This window comes from Aeromonas sp. OTU364 (assembly GCF_038440395.1).
Classification (GTDB): domain Bacteria; phylum Pseudomonadota; class Gammaproteobacteria; order Enterobacterales; family Aeromonadaceae; genus Aeromonas.
Map to the genome: position 1 here is coordinate 66,557 of NZ_JASATR010000011.1, position 18,476 is coordinate 85,032.

The 18,476-nt window shown below is 66.1% G+C and carries 16 protein-coding genes; 2 read left to right on the forward strand and 14 right to left on the reverse strand.

Translation table 11 applies throughout. From position 1 onward, the window contains the following. Positions 1–132: 132 nt before the first annotated feature. The 8 genes from nirD to AAHB08_RS12430 all read right to left on the reverse strand — a co-directional run bounded on the left by nirD (position 133) and on the right by AAHB08_RS12430 (position 10,813). Positions 133–492 carry a nitrite reductase small subunit NirD gene (gene nirD / locus AAHB08_RS12395; protein WP_342059088.1) on the reverse strand — a complete coding sequence of 120 codons (360 nt, stop codon included), beginning with the start codon at positions 490–492 and terminating at the stop codon, positions 133–135. Continuing rightward, positions 489–3,071 carry a nitrite reductase large subunit NirB gene (gene nirB, locus AAHB08_RS12400; RefSeq protein WP_342059089.1) on the reverse strand — a complete coding sequence of 861 codons (2,583 nt, stop codon included), beginning with the start codon at positions 3,069–3,071 and terminating at the stop codon, positions 489–491. Before nirB ends, nirD begins: the two co-directional genes overlap by 4 nt. Positions 3,072–3,097: 26 nt before the next feature. Further along, positions 3,098–3,919, reverse strand: a complete 822-nt coding sequence (locus AAHB08_RS12405; RefSeq protein ID WP_139437223.1) for an ABC transporter ATP-binding protein — start codon at positions 3,917–3,919, stop codon at positions 3,098–3,100. A gap of 104 nt (positions 3,920–4,023) precedes the next feature. Then, complete coding sequence (locus tag AAHB08_RS12410; RefSeq protein WP_342059090.1) at positions 4,024–4,968, reverse strand: ABC transporter permease; 945 nt, start codon at positions 4,966–4,968, stop codon at positions 4,024–4,026. Between the two features lie 14 nt (positions 4,969–4,982). Then, positions 4,983–6,341: a CmpA/NrtA family ABC transporter substrate-binding protein gene (locus tag AAHB08_RS12415; RefSeq protein WP_342059091.1), complete on the reverse strand. Its 1,359-nt coding sequence runs from the start codon at positions 6,339–6,341 to the stop codon at positions 4,983–4,985. Positions 6,342–6,697: 356 nt separating this feature from the next. Continuing rightward, positions 6,698–7,279: an ANTAR domain-containing response regulator gene (locus AAHB08_RS12420; protein WP_342059092.1), complete on the reverse strand. Its 582-nt coding sequence runs from the start codon at positions 7,277–7,279 to the stop codon at positions 6,698–6,700. A gap of 124 nt (positions 7,280–7,403) precedes the next feature. Continuing rightward, positions 7,404–8,162 (reverse strand): uroporphyrinogen-III C-methyltransferase, encoded by a 759-nt coding sequence (gene cobA, locus AAHB08_RS12425; protein WP_171273334.1) that lies wholly within the window; start codon positions 8,160–8,162, stop codon positions 7,404–7,406. Positions 8,163–8,191: 29 nt separating this feature from the next. Continuing rightward, positions 8,192–10,813: a nitrate reductase gene (locus AAHB08_RS12430; RefSeq protein WP_342059093.1), complete on the reverse strand. Its 2,622-nt coding sequence runs from the start codon at positions 10,811–10,813 to the stop codon at positions 8,192–8,194. 315 nt (positions 10,814–11,128) lie between these two features. Here AAHB08_RS12430 and AAHB08_RS12435 point away from each other — a divergent pair, with 315 nt between their 5' ends. Continuing rightward, positions 11,129–11,629 carry an RNA methyltransferase gene (locus AAHB08_RS12435; protein WP_342059094.1) on the forward strand — a complete coding sequence of 167 codons (501 nt, stop codon included), beginning with the start codon at positions 11,129–11,131 and terminating at the stop codon, positions 11,627–11,629. 143 nt (positions 11,630–11,772) lie between these two features. Here AAHB08_RS12435 and AAHB08_RS12440 read toward each other — a convergent pair whose 3' ends face one another. Further along, entirely contained in the window at positions 11,773–12,525 is a 753-nt protein-coding gene (locus AAHB08_RS12440; RefSeq protein WP_342059095.1) for a hypothetical protein, read from the reverse strand. 195 nt (positions 12,526–12,720) lie between these two features. Here AAHB08_RS12440 and AAHB08_RS12445 point away from each other — a divergent pair, with 195 nt between their 5' ends. Then, positions 12,721–13,152 carry a universal stress protein gene (locus AAHB08_RS12445; protein ID WP_025325966.1) on the forward strand — a complete coding sequence of 144 codons (432 nt, stop codon included), beginning with the start codon at positions 12,721–12,723 and terminating at the stop codon, positions 13,150–13,152. A 57-nt stretch (positions 13,153–13,209) separates the two neighbouring features. On the opposite strand, the gene AAHB08_RS12450 is transcribed toward AAHB08_RS12445, so the two are convergent. The 5 genes from AAHB08_RS12450 to frsA all read right to left on the reverse strand — a co-directional run bounded on the left by AAHB08_RS12450 (position 13,210) and on the right by frsA (position 18,390). Further along, the gene (locus tag AAHB08_RS12450; protein WP_342059096.1) at positions 13,210–13,845 is read right to left on the reverse strand and encodes a murein L,D-transpeptidase catalytic domain family protein; all 636 of its coding nucleotides are present in this window, start codon (positions 13,843–13,845) and stop codon (positions 13,210–13,212) included. 150 nt (positions 13,846–13,995) lie between these two features. After that, the gene (locus AAHB08_RS12455; protein WP_342059097.1) at positions 13,996–15,249 is read right to left on the reverse strand and encodes a glutamate-5-semialdehyde dehydrogenase; all 1,254 of its coding nucleotides are present in this window, start codon (positions 15,247–15,249) and stop codon (positions 13,996–13,998) included. A 179-nt stretch (positions 15,250–15,428) separates the two neighbouring features. Beyond that, positions 15,429–16,532 carry a glutamate 5-kinase gene (proB, locus tag AAHB08_RS12460; protein WP_202046599.1) on the reverse strand — a complete coding sequence of 368 codons (1,104 nt, stop codon included), beginning with the start codon at positions 16,530–16,532 and terminating at the stop codon, positions 15,429–15,431. Positions 16,533–16,666: 134 nt separating this feature from the next. Continuing rightward, a complete protein-coding gene (crl, locus tag AAHB08_RS12465; RefSeq protein ID WP_202046600.1) occupies positions 16,667–17,059 on the reverse strand; it encodes a sigma factor-binding protein Crl in 393 nt (130 codons plus the stop codon). Between the two features lie 62 nt (positions 17,060–17,121). Next, entirely contained in the window at positions 17,122–18,390 is a 1,269-nt protein-coding gene (frsA, locus tag AAHB08_RS12470) for an esterase FrsA (RefSeq protein WP_139437199.1), read from the reverse strand. Between the last annotated feature and the right edge of the window lie 86 nt (positions 18,391–18,476).

Below are 18,476 nucleotides of genomic sequence, written 5' to 3' on the forward strand. Positions count from 1 at the left end.
GTTACAAACGTTTGTCCATTATTTCCGAAAAACGTTTTCCCGTCATCCTCTCGTGCAAGAAATGTCGGGTCAGCCACAAAAAATCACCGGGCAGTGCCCGGCGATCAAAACATGGTTTTCAGATGATGCCACTCAACCCAGCTGTACCCAGACCTCGCTCCCCTCCAGGCGCACCGGCCAGCAGGCGACGCTCAGGGCCGGATCGTCCAGGCAGCGACCGTCCATCAGGGCGTAGCGCTGCTTGTAGAGGGGCGAGGCGACCACGGGCTCGCCCCCTGCGTCCCCCACCAGGCCGCGCCCCAGCACCGCCACCCCGGCCAGGGGATCCACCCCGTCCAGGGCATAGACATGCTCCCCGAGGCGAAACAGTGCCAGCACCCGCCCATTCAGCCAGGCGCTGCGCCCGGCCTGCTCCGGCAGCGCCGCCAGCTCGCACACCCTATGCCAGGCCCCGGTCGCTGACTGCAAGGTCTCTTCTTTTGTGTCGCTCATACCACCTCCTTGATAGAGATATCCGGCACCCATTGCCCCCGCTCCTCACGGCGCGGCGGCGTCTCGCCCTCGGGCCGGTTGACGAAGGCCTCGAACAGCTTGAGCTTGTCCGGATCCGCCAATGTGCTCTTCCACTCGCACTGCCAGGTGCCGACTATCTCTCCCATCATGGCCTCCAGCTCGTCCCCGATGCCGAGCCTGTCCTCGATGATCACCGACCTGAGGTAGTCGAGCCCCCCTTCCATGTTCTCCATCCAGACCGAGGTGCGCTGCAGCCTGTCCCCGGTGCGCACATAGAACATCAGCAGCCGGTCGATGTAGCGGATCAGGGTCTGCTCGTCGAGGTCGGTGGCGAACAGGTCGGCGTGGCGCGGCCGCATGCCGCCGTTGCCGCACACATAGAGGTTCCAGCCCCGCTCGGTGGCGATGACGCCGATGTCCTTGCTCTGGGCCTCGGCGCACTCCCGGGTGCAGCCGGAGACCGCAAACTTCAGCTTGTGGGGCGCCCGCAGCCCCTTGTAGCGGTGCTCCAGGGTCTGGGTCAGGGTCATGGAGTCCTGCACCCCATAGCGACACCAGGTGGAGCCGACGCAGGACTTCACGGTGCGCACCGACTTGCCGTAGGCCTGACCGGTCTCGAACCCCGCCGCCACCAGCTCGCCCCAGATGGCGGGCAGCTGGTCGACCCGGGCACCGAACAGATCGATGCGCTGGCCGCCGGTGATCTTGGTGTAGAGGCCGTACTTGCGCGCCACCTCCCCGATGGTGATGAGGCCGTCCGGGGTGATCTCCCCCCCCGGAATGCGCGGCACCACCGAGTAGGTGCCGTCCTTTTGCAGGTTCGCGAGGAAGGCGTCGTTGGTGTCCTGCAACCCGCGATGGGGCTTTTCCAGCACGTGCTCGTTCCACAGCGACGCCAGGATGGAGGCGACCGTCGGCTTGCAGATGTCGCACCCCAGCCCCTGGCCGTGCTTGTCCCGCAGCGCCTCGAAGCTCTTCAGCTCGCCGACCCGGGCCAGGTGGTAGAGCTCCTGACGGCCGTAGGCGAAGTGCTCGCACAACCCCTTGTCCGCCTCCACACCGAGGTCCGCCAGGGTCTGATCCACCACCTGCTTGAGCAGGTTGCTGCAACCGCCGCAGCCGGTACCCGCCCTGGTGCAGCTCTTCACCGCCGACAGCTCGTGGTTGCCCGCCCGAACGGCGGCCACCACCTCCCCCTTGCTGACGTTGTGGCAGGAGCAGAGGATGGCGCTGTCCGGCAGCACCAGGGGCGCGGGGGCGGCGCCTGCCTCCCCCACCAGCAGGGAGAGCGGCGGCTGGGGCAGCGCCACCCCGTTCTGGTAGTACTGCAGCAGCCGCTCATAATCACTGCCGTCCCCCACCAGGATGGCGCCAAGCAGGCGGCTCCCCTCGACGTCGGTCACCAGCTTCTTGTAGATGCCCTTGACCCTGTCCAGCAGCAGCAGCTCCTGGGCACCGGCGGTGCTGGCGTGGGCATCGCCGATGGAGCCCACGTCCACCCCCATCAGCTTGAGCTTGGTGGACATGTCTGCCCCGACAAAGCGGGTGTCGCCGCCGCACAGGCTGGCCACGGCGGCCCGGGCCATCTGGTAGCCGGGGGCCACCAGGCCGAAGATGCGCCCCTGCCAGAGCGCGCACTCGCCGATGGCGAGGATGGCGGGATCCGAGCTGTGGCAGCCGTCGTCGATGCAGATGCCGCCGCGCTCCCCGACCGCCAGCCCGGAATGCCGCGCCAGGGTGTCGGCGGGGCGGATGCCCGCCGAGAAGAGCAGGACGTCGGTCTCAAGGTGGGTGCCGTCCTTGAAACACAGACGATGGCGGGCCTGCTCCCCCTGCTCTATGCACTCGGTGGCCTTCTCCACCAGCACCTCGACCCCGAGGGCCTGGATCTTGTCTCGCAGCACGGCGCCACCGCTCTCGTCGAGCTGCACCGGCATCAGCCTGGGGGCGAACTCCACCACCTGGGTCTTGAGCCCGAGCAGCCGCAGGGCGTTGGCCGCCTCCAGCCCCAGCAGGCCGCCACCTATGACCACGCCGCTGCGGGCCTGGGCGCAGGCATCGCGGATGGCGGCGAGATCCCCCAGAGTGCGGTAGACGAAGCACCCCTCCCGCTGATGGCCGGGGATGGGGGGCACGAAGGGGACCGAGCCGGTCGCCAGCACCAGACGGTCGTAAGGGAACTGCTCGCCGTTGGCCAGGGTCAGGGTGCGGGCGGCCCGGTCGAGCACCTCCACCTCGGCCCCCAGCCGCAGCGTTATACCGCTCTCTTCATACCAGGCGGGATCCGCCATGCGCAGCGCCTCCGGGGCCTTGCCGCCAAACACCTCGGAGAGGTGCACCCTGTCGTAGGCGGAGTCCGGCTCGGCCCCGAACACGGTCACCTCGAACCGGTCGAGGCCACCCGCCGCCACCAGTTGCTCGACGAAGTGATGGCCCACCATGCCGTTGCCCACCACCAGCAGCCGTTGCTTTGCGGTCTGTTTGGCGGATCCAGCGCTCTGGCGATCGTTCAGATCCACGCCGTCGCCGATCACCCACTGTTGCTCTTTGTCAGTCATGTCTCTCTTCCTTGAATCCGGTGGGCTCAGGCGCGCAGCTTGCTGCGCACTTTCTCGGCCGCCTTGAGGGGGGTCACCTTGCGCTGCTTCTCGTAGAGGAAGCGCAGCACCTGCTGGCGCAGCTTGTGGTAGTGGGGGTCATCCGCCAGGGCGACCCTGTCTCTGGGCCTCGGCAGGTCCACGGTTAGGATCTCCCCGACGGTGGCGCTGGGGCCGTTGGTCATCATGCAGATGCGATCGGAGAGCAGCACCGCCTCGTCCACGTCGTGGGTGATCATGATGACGGTGTTGCCAAGCTCCGCCTGGATCGCCATCAGGGCATCCTGCAGATGGGCCCGGGTCAGGGCATCGAGGGCGCCGAACGGCTCGTCCATCAGCAGCACCTTGGGGGAGAGCGAGAGCGCTCGGGCGATGCCGACCCGCTGCTTCATGCCCCCCGACAGCTCGTGGGGCATCTTCTGGCTGGCGTGATCCATCTGCACCAGGGAGAGGTAGTAGTCCACCCGCTCCGCCACCGCCCGCTTGTCAGACTCCACCTGGGCCACCGCCAGCGCCACGTTCTGCTGGACGCTGAGCCAGGGCAGCAGGGCGTGGTTCTGGAACACCATGGCCCGCTCCGGCCCCGGTCCCGCCACCTCGCGGCCATCGAGGATGATGCCGCCGAGGGTCGGCTCCAGCAGCCCGGCCACCAGGTTGAGGACGGTGCTCTTGCCGCAGCCCGAGTGGCCGATGAGGGAGACGAACTCCCCCTTCTCGATGCGCAGGTTGACCCGGCTGAGGGCCTCGAAGCTGCCCTGCTCCGTCTCGAACGAGATGCCGACGTCGCTTATCTCCAGATAACTCTTCATTGGCTCTTCTCCTGCCTGAATAGGAATGTGATTAACGCAGCACCTGGCGCTTGTCCCAACCACTGCTGCAGGGCCTGTACTGCCCGGGTTTTCTCGCAGCGTCGTTAGCGCAGTACCTGGCGCTTGTCCCACGACAACCACTGCTGCAGGGCCAGCATGCCCCTGTCCAGGGCGCAGCCGATGAGGCCTATGGTGATCACCGCCACCATGATGCGGGCCAGGGAGGCCGAGCCGCCGCTCTGGAACTCGTCCCACACGAACTTGCCGAGCCCCGGGTTCTGGGCCAGCATCTCCGCCGCGATCAGCACCATCCAGGCCACCCCCAGGGAGAGCCGCAGCCCGGTGAAGATCATGGGCAGGGCCCCGGGCAGCACGATGCGCCGCACATGGGTCACAAAGGAGAGGCGCAGCACCCGGCTGACGTTGTGCAGATCCCCATCCAGCCCCGCCACCCCCACCGCGGTGTTGATCAGGGTCGGCCAGAGGGAGCAGAGGGTCACCGTCAGGGCCGAGGTGAGGAAGGACTTGGCGAGCCAGGGGCTCGGGTTTGCGTAGAGGGCGCTCACCACTAGCGTGATGAGGGGCAGCCAGGCCAGCGGCGACACCGGCTTGAGCAGCTGGATCACCGGATTGGCGGCGCGATAGAGCCCCTGGTTCATGCCAAGCAGCACCCCGCACGGGATGGCGATCAGGGTCGCGAGCCCAAAGCCGCACAGCACGGTGAGCAGGCTGGTGGCTATCTGATCGAAGAAGGTGGGGCGCCCTGTGTAGGGACGCAGCTTCACCTCGGCCGCCGGATCCGCCGCCAGCCTTGCCGCGTTGCGAACCTGCTGGCGTTCGAGGAAGGCGCTCGCCTTCTCCCGCTCAGCCAGATGCTCCTGGCCGAGGGACCAGAGCTGGCTGGCGGTGGCGAGCGGCCCGGGCAGGGTGCCCAGACTGGTCTGCACCTGGCTCGCCCCCCACTGCCAGAGGCCGAGGAACAGCAGCACGCCGAGCAGGGGCTGCACCAGGGTTTTCCAATCAATGATTTTCCACTGAAGTTGTTTCATTGCGCTCTCCTCGCTCATTGCACCCGCTCATCGCCCTTGAGGCCGATGGCGAACTGCTGCAGATAGGCGTTGGGGTGGCGGCCGTCGTAGATGAGGCCGTCGATGAAGCCATCCTGGGGGCCGCGATAGCCCTGCTCGCTGGCAAAATCCGGGAAGTCCGTGGCCTTGAGCTTGCCCTCGGCGATCAGCGCCTCGGCGGCCTGGCGATAGACGTCCGGTTGATAGACCGCCTTGGCCACCTGCTCGAACCAGGCGTCCGGCCTGGCCTCGGGGATCTGGCCCCAGCGCCGCATCTGGGTCAGATACCAGATGGCGTCGGAGTAGTAGGGATAGGTGGCGTGGTGGCGGAAGAAGACGTTGAAGTCAGGCAGCTGGCGCTTGTCCCCCCTGGCGTACTCGAAGGTGCCGGTCATGGAGCTGGCGATCACCGCCTCGTCGGCCCCCACGTACTCGGGTTTTGCCAAGAGTTTGGCCGCCTCGCGCCGGTTGCCGTTCTCTTCTGCATCCAGCCACCAGGCCGCCCGCAGCAGCGCCTTCACCAGCCGCACATGGGTGTTGGGGTGGCGCTCCGCCCACTGCCGGGTGACACCGAACACCTTCTCCGGGTTGTTGCGCCAGATCTCCTGATCCGTGATGACGGGCACCCCTATGCCCCTGGCGACCGCCTGCTGGTTCCAGGGCTCACCCACGCTGTAGCCGGCGATGGTGCCCGCCTCCAGGGTGGCGGGCATCTGGGGCGGCGGCGTCACCGACAGCAGCACCTCCGCCTGACGCTGGCCCGAGTTGTCCCCGAGCTTGGGGGCATAGAAGCCGGGGTGCAGGCCGCCCGCCGCCAGCCAGTACCTCAGCTCGTAGTTGTGGGGGGAGACGGGGAACACCATCCCCATGTTGAATGGCTTGCCCCCCTGGCGGTAGTCCGCCACCACGGGCTTGAGGGCGGCGGCGCTCACCGGGGGCGGCACCTGGCCCGCCTTCGCCTTGGGCAGCTGGGGCGCCATGGCGGCCCAGACGCTGTTGGCCACCGTGATGGCGTTGCCGTTGAGATCCATGGCAAAGGCCGTCACCAGCTCGGCCTGGGTGCCGATGCCGATGTGGGCCGCCAGGGGCTGGCCCGCCAGCATCTGGGCGCCGTCCAGCTCGCCGTCTATCACCCGATCCAGCAGGATCTTCCAGTTCGCCTGGGCTTCCAGGGTCACGTAGAGCCCCTCGTCCTCGAAGTAGCCCCGCTCGTAGGCCACCGCCAGCGGCGCCATGTCGGTCAGCTTGATGAAGCCGAGCCTGAGCTCCTCCTGCTCGGGGGCACCCACAGCCGCCAGCACCGGCAGCGACAGCGCCGCCAGCAGCAGCCCCGCAAATCCTTGTCGTCCCTTCATTGCATCTCCTCACTCGGTTCAGGGTCTGGGCGTGCGCGCCAGGCCGTCGGGGGGATCGCTGTGCTGCCTCGTTGCAGCGCTGCGACCCGGACAGCGTGTTGCGACCAAAAAAAAGCCCCACCGATCCGGGATCGGTGGGGCCTCTTTGCCCTGTTGCAGCGAGGTGACCGATCTGGCCCCTCACTGCGTCTCTTCACTTCATTGCACTCGTCTTCTTGTTATTTTGTTATTCACTTTCCGTGCCAGCTCGTCCAAGTCGCATCGGGCGGCCCTTTCCGGCCTTTGTCTTCCTGCTTTTGTCCCCAACTTGCCTCAATTAGGCGCAATTGCACCAAAACGGTTTGCCAGCGGGGCGCTCAGGCGGGCAATGCCTGCAGCAGTTGCCGTGCCAGCTCCCCCAGGCTCAGGTGGCGGCTCATGGCGGTGCTGCGCATCAGGCGATAGGCCTGCTCCTCGTCCAGCCCCTGATGGCGCATCAGGCGCCCCTTGGCCTGCTCGATGAGCCGCCGCTCCTCCAGCTTCTGGCGCAGCTCGCTCTCGGTCTGCATCAGGGCCTGCACCATGGCGAGCTGGCTGCGGGCGAGGCGCAGCCACTGCTCCACCGGCTCCCGCTCGCCGCAAGGATGAGGCACCAGCAGCACCCCCTGCTGCAACAGGGCGAGCTGGGTGTCGCCCCCCAGCCGCTCGCAGAACAGCAGGCGCGGCACGTCAGGCCAGAGGGAGAGGCCGAGGCGCACCTCGGCGCCGAACTGGCGGCAACTGACCAGCAGGGCGTCCCCCTGCTCCATCGGGGTCAGCAGCTGGCGGGTGTCGAGTATCCTGGGCTGATGGCCGTAGTGGCTGACCAGCAGGGCCAGGCGATTGGCCTGGCCCGGATCATCGGCGTGGATCAGCAGGCGGGAGGGGGGGCCGTCCTGGCCCCGGGGAAGAGTAGTCATGGCGCTCCTTGCCAACGGCTATCGCAACGTGTCTGCCGAAAATGCCGCAACATGAAGGCCAACTATTTGAATCTACCTCCTTTTTATCCATCAGGAGGTAGTGGGGGTAGAGGGGAAAACCGGCTCAGGCCACCCGCTCCATGGTCTGGTTCAGCAGGGCCTGCAGCTCGGCGCCAAGGTTCACCACCTCCCCCATGATCATCAGCACGGGGCTCTGGCCGAGCAGGGTACGGGCGGCCTGCTCCAGTCCCTCCAGCCTGGCGTGATGGACCTGCTGGCGCGCACTGCACCCGGCCACCACCAGGGCCACCGGCAGATCCCCGGATGCCCCCGCCGCCAGCAGCCCCTGCCGGATCTGGGCCGCCCGCTCCAGCCCCATGTAGAACACCAGGGTGTGACCGGCCCGGGTCAGCCCCTGCCAGCCTCTATAGTCCCCCTCGTCCATCAGGTGGCCCGTCACCAGGGTCAGGGAGCGGGCCAATCCCCTGTGGGTCAGGGGGATCAGGGTGCTGGCGGCGCAGCCCAGGGCCGCCGTGATGCCGGGCACCAACTCGGCCTCTATGCCGTGGCGGGCCAGGTGCAGCGCCTCCTCCCCGCCCCGGCCGAACACCAGGGGATCCCCCCCCTTGAGGCGCACCACCCGCTTGCCGGTGCGGGCCAGGGCCAGCAGCAGGGCGTTGATCTCCTCCTGGGTCGGGCTCGGCTCGCCGCAGCGCTTGCCCACGTCGAAGCGGGCAGCCCCCTGGGGGATCCGGGCCAGGATCTCGCTCCCCACCAGGCGGTCATAGACCACCACCTCTGCCGCCTCTATGCGGTGCAGGGCGCGCAGGGTCAACAATTCGAGGGGCCCGGGGCCCGCTCCCACCAGACTGATTTGGCTCATCGCACACTCCTTGTGTTGCTGCCCAGGTCTCAGGCCTGGGCGATATAGACATGCTTGATCAACAGCTTGTCGATCTCGGGCAGGCAGGTACCGCAGTTGCTGCCGCAGCCGAGCAGGGCCTGCAGCCCCGCCAGCTCGCTCACCCCCTGCCGGGTGATGGCATCGACGATGCGCTGCTCCGACACCCGCAGGCAGGAGCAGACCAGCCGGCTCTCCCCGGCCAGCGCCAGGCTCAGGGTCTGGCTCAGGGCCCCCGCCTGCAGCGGCGTGCCGAGCAGGCTGGCCAGCAGATCGACCTTGATGTCAGGACGCCGCTCCCCCACCAGCAAGATGCCCTCGATGCGATCCCCGGCCAGGGCCAGGGCAAGCCAGCCCTCCTTCAGGGGCAGCCGCAGCCAGCGCCCCTGGGTTGCCAGCCGCTGCCACAGGAGTTCGGGGGCCTCTGACCAGGAGGCCAGCAGGGTGCAGTTGCCCTCGGGCAGGGGGCGCCTGGCCCACCAGTCCACCGGCTCGCGCCAGTCATGGCGGCCGCACCAGAGCCCCTGCCAGCGGGTGGCCTGCGCCCTCGCCTGCACCCGCCCCTGCTTGAACATGGGCTGGCCGGAGAGGGGATCCACCACGGCGGCGATGAGGCGGTTGACCGCCCCCTGGCTGCACTGGCTGTCGGTCCAGTGCATGGGCAGGAAGGCCTCCCCCTCCCTGAGCCCCTCGTCCAGCCCCACCAGCAGCAGGGCCTCGCCGAGCTCGTTGTGAAGGCGCACCAGATCCCCCTCCCTGGCACCGAGCGCCAGCAGGCTGGCGGCCCCCACCCGCACCCTGGGCCAGGGCTCGGCCTCCTGCAACCTGGGCACGTGGCCGGTGCGGGTCATGGTGTGCCACTGATCCCGCAGCCGGCCGCTGTTGAGGAGCAGGGGGAGATCCTCCCCTGGCCCGGCCTCGGGCTGAGGGGGGAAGTGCTGGGCCAGGGGCAGCAGGCGGGCCCGGCCATCCGGAGTGGCGAAGCGCCCGTCCTCGAACAAGCGGGCACGGCCCCGGGGCCAGTCGGCGTTGACGGGCCAGCTCAAGGGTTCCAGCGCCTCGAATTCGGCGCGGCTGAGGCGGGCCAGCCCCGAGATGTCGAACTGGCGGGCCCCGTCGTTTTCAAACCCGGAGAGGGCGGCATGCTCGCAGAAGATCTCGTGTTCGTGCTCATAGGCGAACCCCTCGCCAAAGCCGAGCCGGCGGGCGAGCCGGGTCAGCGCCCACCAGTCGGGCCTGGCCTCCCCCGGCAGGGGCAGGAAGGCGCGCTGGCGGCTGATGGTGCGCTCGGAGTTGGTGACTGTGCCGCTCTTCTCCCCCCAGGCGGCGGCGGGCAGCAGCAGGTGGGCGAGGCGTGCCGTGTCGGTGTTGGCCGTCACCTCGGAGACCACCAGCAGCTCGCAGCGGCTCAGGGCCTCGCGCACCCGGTTGCCGTCCGGCAGGGAGACCGCCGGGTTGGTGCCGAGCACCCAGAGGGCGCGGATCTCCCCCCTGTGCACCGCCTCGAACAACTCGACCGCCTTGTGCCCCGGTCCGCGCACCATGGTCGGGCTTCCCCAGAAGCGCTGCACCCGATCGCACTCGGCCTCGCCAAAGCCCATGTGGGCGGCGAGCTGGGTCGCGAGCCCCCCCACCTCGCGCCCCCCCATGGCGTTGGGTTGCCCCGTCATGGAGAAGGGGGCCGCCCCCGGCTTGCCGATGCGGCCGCACAGCAAGTGGGCGTTGATGATGGCGTTGGCCTTGTCCACCCCCTGGTTGGACTGGTTGATCCCCTGGCAGAACAGGGTGACCGTCCTGGGGGTGCGGGCAAACAGCTGGTAGAAGCCGAGCAGATCGCTGCGGGAGAGGCCGCAGCTGCGGGCCACCTCGTCCAGTTGCCAGGCGGGGTCGTCCAGCGCCGCCGCCAGCGCCTCGAAGCCGCTCACATGTTGCGCCACATAGGCCTGGTCCCAGCCGTCGCTGTCGAGCAGGTAACGGCACAGACCGTTCCAGAGCGCCACGTCGCTGCCGGGCTTGAGGGCCAGATGCAGATCCCCCTGCTCCGCCGTCATGGTGCGGCGGGGATCCAGCACCACCAGCCTGAGCTCGGGGCGGCGCGCCCGCGCCTGCTGCAGGCGGCGAAACAGCACGGGGTGGGTCCAGGCGGTGTTGGCACCGGTCAGCACCACCAGATCCGCGAGCTCCAGATCCTCGTAGCAGGCGGGCACCAGATCCTCCCCGAAGGCGCGCTGGTGGGCCACCACCGCCGACGACATGCAGAGCCGGGAGTTGGTGTCCACGTTGGCACTGCCGAGATACCCCTTCATCAGCTTGTTGGCGACGTAGTAATCCTCGGTGGTGAGCTGGCCAGACAGATAGATGCCGATGGCCTCGGGCCCTGACTCCACCATGATGGCGGCAAGGCGCTCCGCCAGAGTGTCCAGGGCCTCCTCCCAACCGATGCGCTGCCCCAGCCAGCGCGGATAGAGCAGGCGATCGGGGAAGGCCAGGCTCTCCAGCAGGCTGGCCCCCTTGACGCAGAGGGCGCCCGCGTTGGCCGGATGCTCTTCATCCCCCTGCAACTGCCAATCATCCCCCTCCCGGCTCAGCCGGATGCCACACCCCACTCCACAATAGGCACAGGTGGTCTTCATTCCCTCGCTCCTTGTCACCGGCAGCCCCCGAGGGCCGCCCCTTGTCCCGTTTGATGGCAGGCCCATAAAAAAAGCGTCCGCCCCCCTGCGGGGACGGACGCCTTTGTCCGGATGAGCCTGGATCATCTTGTATGGGGGAGGGACTGCAAACCCCGCGCCAGGATGCAAGGTGCGCCGCCATTGGGCCCCAGGGGGCAGGGCTGCGCCAGGGCGGTGCAACTGCTCCCTTGTTGGGCCCGCCGGACGGGAGTCGGCACCACAGGCTGGGCAAGGGGCGCACCGGGGGTATAATGCGCCGCCACAGAGGAGAACGAGATGAAAGAGTCAGGTTACGACGCCGCGCAGCAGGTCGATGCACGGCCGGATGCGGCCCCCGGGTATTGCGCCATCGGGCTGGTCAATCCCAAGTCACCGGAGAACGTGGGGGCCGTGATGCGGGCCGCCGGCTGCTACGGGGCAAAAGAGGTCTACTACACGGGTCAGCGCTTCGAGCTGGCACGGCGTTTTGCCACCGACACCAAGCAGATGGTGGAGAAGATCCCCCTGCTCGGGGTCGAGGATCTGCTGGACTTCGTCCCCGAGGGCTGCACCCCTGTGCTGGTGGATCTCATCGAGGGAGCCACCTCCCTGCCGGACTACGAGCACCCCGCGCGGGCCTTCTACATCTTCGGCCCTGAGGATGGCACCCTGGAGCCCGCCCGCTTCGCGGCGGTGAAGGAGGTGATCTATGTACCGACTCAGGGTTGCATGAACCTCGCCGCCTCGGTCAATGTGATCCTCTACGACCGGCTGGCCAAGCAGCTGCGTGCCAAGTAAGCAGCAGGTGTTCTACGTAACCACACCTCAGGGTTGCATGAACCTCGCGGCTTCGGTCAATGTCATCCTCTACGATCGGCTGGCCAAGATGCTGAAGGCTGAAGGCCAAGCAAGAAGATGATCCAGGTGGCCAGCAGGCCGCCTCAATCCTGTGATGGCGCCTCCCTGCGCACCTTGGCCTCCTGCTCCCTGATAAAGTCCAGGTAGTCGTCGTAGAGCCGGTTTTCCCGATAGATACGTGCCAGTGTCCCCTCCCTTATCAGGGTGCGCATGCCGGGATCCCAGAGCCCGTGCAGCTGCCTGCCCTTCTCGTTGTCGACGAAGATGGGGTAGGTCGGGATCCAGCGCAGGAACACCTGTGCCAGCTCGGGCGGGAGGGCGTCCCTGGGGTAGAGGGCACCGTCGGTCAGGTAGTAGCGATAGCGCCCCTTGAGCAGCAATTGCAGCGCCATCTCATGGCTGTCTATCTCGAACCAGCGCATGGGCACCGGGATGAACTTGTCAAAGGCCCAGCCCCGCAGCCAGAGTACCTCCTGCTCCTTGAGGCTCTGCTCGCCGTCCCAGTGCGGCAACCAGCGCTTCTGCATCACCACGCTCACGTAGTCCGCCGAGTCGGGGTAATCCGGCTGATGGGTGCCTTTCACCTCTCCCCGATAGACCCCCATCGCCATGTCCCCCGCCTTCTGGGACACCACCGCCAGCGCCCGCTTGTAAGGGACCAGGTGCGGGCGCACCACATAGCCCTCGGGCTCATAGATGGCGCGCACTATGTCCAGATAGACACCTTCGCCATCCTGCTGGCAGAAGCCGGGCCAGTCATCGCAATAGACATGCAGGGTATCCGCCCGCACGGGCCAGATGAGCAGCAGGCAGCAGAACAGAAAAAGACGAACCATGGGTTTCCTCAGTGGTATGACCGTCGGCAGGCGCTCATCGCCAAGCGGTCCGTTCAGGCATACTGATAGCATAGAAAGCCAGCGTGCCCGGTGACATTTTTCCCGATTTTGCGAGCGGGTCGAGGGTTATTGCCCCCTCGATCGGTATCATGAACCATAAGATTCATTAGTGACCTAACTGAGGGGAGCCTTCTCATGCCAACCATCAAATCCCTGCTCTGTCCCGTCGATTTTTCCGAGATGTCCAAGGCCGTGCTCGACTACGCCGTCTTCATGGCCCAGAGCCATCAGGCCGAGCTCAAGCTGGTCCACGTGGTGGATCAGCTGCACGGTTTCGACAGCTACAAGATCCTGCACATGACCGCCATCGAGATCACCCACGAGATGGAGCGTCAGGCCAAGAGCCAGCTCAAGGAGCTGGTCGCCAGCCTGCCCATCCCAGCCAAGTTCGAGGTGCGCTTCGGCCGCGCCGCCGACGAGATAGTGATCCAGGCGAAGGAAGACAAGGTGGATCTGCTGGTCATGGGCAGCCACGGTCGCTCCGGCATCAGCCACCTGCTGGTGGGCAGCGTGGCGGAATCCGTGGTGCGCCACGCCCCCTGCCCCGTGCTGGTGGTGCGCAAGTAACCCCAACCCCCGACCACAAGGCCAGCCCATGCTGGCCTTTTTGCTCTCTATGCCCCCTCAGCCGTGGGCATAGATGACGCTGCCCCCCTTGATGGTGTCTATGATGGCCCTGGACTGCTCTCGCGGCAGGGCCGGGCAACCCCAGCTGCGGCCCAGCTTGTCATATTTTTGCAGGTGTCTCGGGCTCGCGTAGTCAGCCCCGTGCACCACGATGGCGCGCTTGCGGGCATTGCTGTTCTTGCCGGGACTGAGTCCGTCCAGGCGCAGGGAGTAGCCGTGCTTGCCCTGGTAGGTTTCGGCGGTGCGATAGACCCCGAGGGAACTCTGCCGGGAATTCATTTGGTTGGAGAACTGGCGCGCCGCCAGCTCTCCCGAATTGCGACCGTGGCTGACCCAGGTGTGGTAGAGCAGCTTGTGGCGCTTCACGTCGATGACGAAGAGGCGGCGCATGGTCGAGGGTTTGCTGTAGTCGATGATGGTGAGTATGGGTTTGCGCTTGTGGCGCACATCTTGATAGCCCTGCAGGGCCTTGCGGAACACCCGCTTGTCCAGCTTGCCCGCCAGACCCAGCTGACGATAGAGATCCTGATCCCAGCTGGCGTGACTGTTGCTGCTGAAGCAGATCGCCCCCAGCAGCAGCGGCAGCCCCAGCCAGAGGCTGGCCAGCCGCGACATCCAATACTGTCGCTTCATCCTTGAAGTCGCTCCCCTTCCTGAACTGGCGCTCTGAATGACGCCATGTCTCGCTGGATAGTTATATGCAAGCCACTGATAGTGCGCAATAAAAAACCACAAAAATGCCGACCAGAGTCGGCATTGACGGCACTGTGCTGACGACCTGGCTCAGGCACGGATCAGATAGTCCGCCTGACCGACCCACTTGTAGCTGGTCAGCTCGGTCAGCCCCATGGGGCCACGGGCGTGCAGCATCTGGGTCGAGACCGCGACTTCGGCCCCCAGGCCAAACTGGCCGCCATCGGTGAAGCGGGTGGAGGCGTTGACGTAGACGGCCGCCGAACCGGCACCGTTGACGAAGCGCTCCGCATTGGCGAGATCGTTGGTCAGGATGGCGTCGGAGTGGCCGGCGTTGTGCTCGCGCATGTGGGCGAGCGCCTCGTTGACGTCCGCCACCAGCTTGATCCCCAGGGTCAGCCCCAGCCACTCGGTGTCGAAATCTTCCGCTCCCGCCTCGCACAGATTGTCGCCGCCTGCCAGCAGCGCCATGGCATTGGGCGCCCCCACCAGGGTCACCTTGCGCTCGTTCATCAGTGCCACCAGTTGTGGCAGGAAGGTGGCAGCCACCTTCTCGTGTACCAGCAGGGTATCGAGGGCGTTGCAGGCGGAGGGGCGCTGCACCTTGGCGTTGTCGATGACCGCCAGGGAGCGCACCAGATCGGCGCTCTCGTCCACGAAGATGTGGCTGATGCCAAAGCCGCCGATGATGACGGGGATGGAGCTGTTCTCCTTGCACATCTTGTGCAGCCCGGCGCCGCCGCGGGGGATGATCATGTCCACATAGCGATCGAGGCGCAGCAGTTCGCCCACCAGGGCCCGGTCAGGGTTGTCGATGTACTGCACCGCATCACCAGGCAAGCCCGAGGCCGCCAGCGCGCGCTGGATCACCCGTACCAGCTCCAGATTGGAGTGGAAGGTCTCGCGGCCACCGCGCAAGATGCTGGCGTTGCCGGTCTTGAGGCAGAGGCTGGCGATGTCGATGGTGACGTTGGGGCGCGCCTCGTAGATGACGCCGATGACCCCTATGGGCACCCGGCGGCGGGAGAGGCGCAGGCCGTTCTCCAGCACCCGGCTGTCGATTTCGGCGCCGACCGGATCGTCAAGGGAGATCACCTTGCGCACGTCCGCCACTATGCCGGCGAGGCGGGCGGGGTTGAGCAGCAGGCGATCCAGCTTGGCTTCCGACAGGCCGGCATCGCGGCCTGCCGCTATATCCTTCTCGTTGGCAGCCAGGATTTGCGCACTGTGCGCCTCCAGTTCATCGGCGATGGCGGCCAGCGCACGGTTTTTCTGCGCCGTGCTGATGGTCGCCAGCTGATAGGCGGCCTCGCGGGCCGCCTGCCCCATTTTCTCCAGACTCATAATGTGGTTCCTTTCTGAGTGCCACCTTGCGGCAGCACCATGTCATCTCTATGAATGGTCCATGGCCTCGTTGCTTCAGGCTCTGGGCCGATGCATCACAGCAGCACCATATCGTCTCTGTGGATGGCCCATGCTCCCATAGCCATGGCCGTAGCGGCAGGTCTATCGGGGCCGACTGCTCACAGCAGAACCATGTCGTCTCGGTGGATGGCAACGGCGCCATAGCCGTAACCCAGCACGGCCTCTATCTGATCCGAGTGTACGCCCCGCAGCTTCTCAAGCTCCAGATGATCGTAACGGCAGATGCCGCGGGCCAGCTCGCTCCCCTGGGGGCCCAGGATCCGCACCACGTCGCCTCGGACGAAGTCTCCCTTGACCGCGACTATGCCCTTGGGCAGCAGGCTGGAGCCCTTCTCCTGCATGGCGGCCACGGCCCCCTGATCCACCTGGACTTCCCCGTGGGGGGGAGGCCCTGCCAGGATCCAGCTCTTGCGCCCTTCCAGCGGCGAGGCCAGGGCCGGGAACAGGGTGCCCACCCGCTCGCCGGCGGCGAGGCGACCGATCACTTCCGGGATCTGGCCGGTGGCGATCACCACGTTGACCCCGGCGCGGCGCGCCACGTCGGCTGCCTGCAGCTTGGTGGCCATGCCGCCGGTCCCCAGACCGCTGACGCTGTCACCGGCGAGGGATCGCAGGGTGTCGTCTATGGTCTGCACCTCTTCGATGAGCTGGGCATCCGGGTTGGTGCGGGGATCCGCGGTGAAGAGCCCCTTCTGGTCGGTGAGCAGGATCAGCAGATCCGCATCCGCCAGGATGGCGGCGCGGGCGGAGAGGTTGTCGTTGTCCCCCACCTTGATCTCGGCGGTGGCCACGGCGTCGTTCTCGTTGATGACGGGGATGATGCGGTGATCGAGCAGGGTGCGCAGGGTGTCGCGGGCATTGAGGTAACGCTCCCTGTCCTCCAGATCGGCGCGGGTCAGCAACATCTGGCCGATGTGCAGGCCGTAGAGGTTGAACAGGTCCTGCCATACCCGGATGAGCTGGGTCTGGCCCACCGCCGCCAGCATCTGCTTGTTGGGCAGGGTCGGCGCCAGCGGAGGGTGCCCCAGGAGCTCACGTCCGGCGGCGATGGCGCCAGAGGTCACCAGAACGACACGGTGTCCGTGTCGATGCAGGGCGGCACACTGCCTGACCAGCTCCACCATGTGGGCACGGTTGAGACGGGCAGATCCCCCGGTGAGCACGCTGGTGCCCAATTTGACGACTATGGTTCTGTTTTCCATGGGAACAAAGGGTTAGAAAAGTAAGGAATCCCTTTATACCCACGGCCCTGTTGCCCTGCAAGGCAATTAAGCCTCACCGCTGTCATGGCAAAGAAGGAGGCCCCGCGGATCCATGACCGCAGGGCCCGGGCGGATCAGGCCGCCGTCACATTCAGCTCGGCGGTGACCTGCTTGGCGGGAGACAAGGTGCACTCCAGCAGGGTCAGCTTGGCGCTGATGAGCTTGTAGAAGTGGTTGAGGGTACGCTCGACTTCGGCCTGATGCTTCTTGGGCAGCGGCTTGTCGATCCACGCCCCGTCCGCATTGTAGAAGCCGACCTGATAGTGATAGCGGAAGCTGTGGTCCTCCTGCTCCAGCACCAGCCACCAGCCCCAGAACTCCCGCTTGTCCGGCGCCGGTTTGGCGCTGACGCAGACGGAAAGGCAGTCGAAGCGGTAGCGTCCCTCCTCGCACAGATCCTCGCGCAGATAGGGGCCAATGGCCGCGAATTGCCTCAGCAATCGCTTGTAGGTCACTCTTTCTGACATGCTAACCTCCCTGTTGAACAAGCCATACCATCACATGATGATGTTACATTTTTAGTTCTATATCATGTACATAAGTGTTTCTTTAGCCAATCTACCGTCTCTTTGAGCGCCTCGTCATACACCTCCAGCAGAGGCTGTTTGTCAAACACCACCGCCTTGCCATTGCGGCTGGCGGAGGCCAGGGCCCGGACATCCTGCTCGGGACAGATGAAGTCACGCTTGTGGCCGATGCTCAGGATGGGCACAGAGGTGCGACTCCCCAGCAATCCCTGGGTCTTGAGGGAGAAGACCTGGCACTTGGTACGCAACAGATCCCATTGGGCCGCATCGGCCCCCAGGCGGTTCGCCAGCCCGTCCCGCATCATGCGCGGACAGCGGGCAAACATCTCCTGATTGGTAAACACCTGATTGATGCCGGCCCCGATGCAGACCACAGTCCTGAGCTTGAAGGGTTCGATGAAGGCGAGGCGCGCCGCCACATTGCCGGCGAGGCGGAACCCCACCATGGCGATGCGCTGATGATCGACCCAGGCCACCTCGGAGAGGTGGTTGAGCACCGCCTGGTGCAGGCGACTGGTGTCCTGCACCAGCGGCCAGTGCTCCGCATAGCCGGTTCCCGGCATGTCCAGCGATAGCATGCCGATGCCGTGGGGCTCGAGGCACTTGAAGTAGAAGTTGAGGAAGTCGACCTGGAGGGCGTCGATGCCGCCGCTGACGATGACCAGAGGCACAGGCCTGTCGGTGGTGGGCAGGTGCAGATAGCCCTGAATGGTCTTGCCCCGGAACGGGACCTGCAGCTCCTTGAGGGGCACCTTGAATAGCCTGCCTGCCTCGCGGTAGGCCATGTTGCAGAGCAGCTGGGCCTGATCCGCCAGCTCGTCATTCTTGAGGTGGGGATAGCTCGCGATGGAGTAGTAGCGCACCGCCTTGAGCAGATTCTTCAGCGCTCCGGCGCTATCGCCCTGGCCGACCAGCTCGCGCCCGGCATTGAAATAGCGGCCAGCCAGCTGGCTCCACTCATAGACCCAGTTGCCGGGCACATAGCCCTTGATGGTATCCAGATAGCGCTCGTGGCTGCGTTCCCCCTGCCCCATGGCGATGCGGGCCAGGGTCTGCTCCACCTCCACCGGATCCGCCCCCTGCCAGGCCCAGGTCGGCCGGCGCAGCAGGCGATACCAATGGGGCGACAGGGCGCCGTCGATGAAACTCTCGGCCAGGGAGCTGTCCTGCTCTTCGACCGGGCTGGAGTTGGATATTTCGGAGGTTTCCAATACCTTTTTGACCCGGGTGAACAACTTTTCCGTCAGGTTGGTATCGTCGTTTGGTTCCAAGATGGTGACTCTTCTGTCTCAAACAATGGCCCATCTTAACCACTTTTCACCGCGGGCAGCCACATCATAAACACATAAGACCCCAA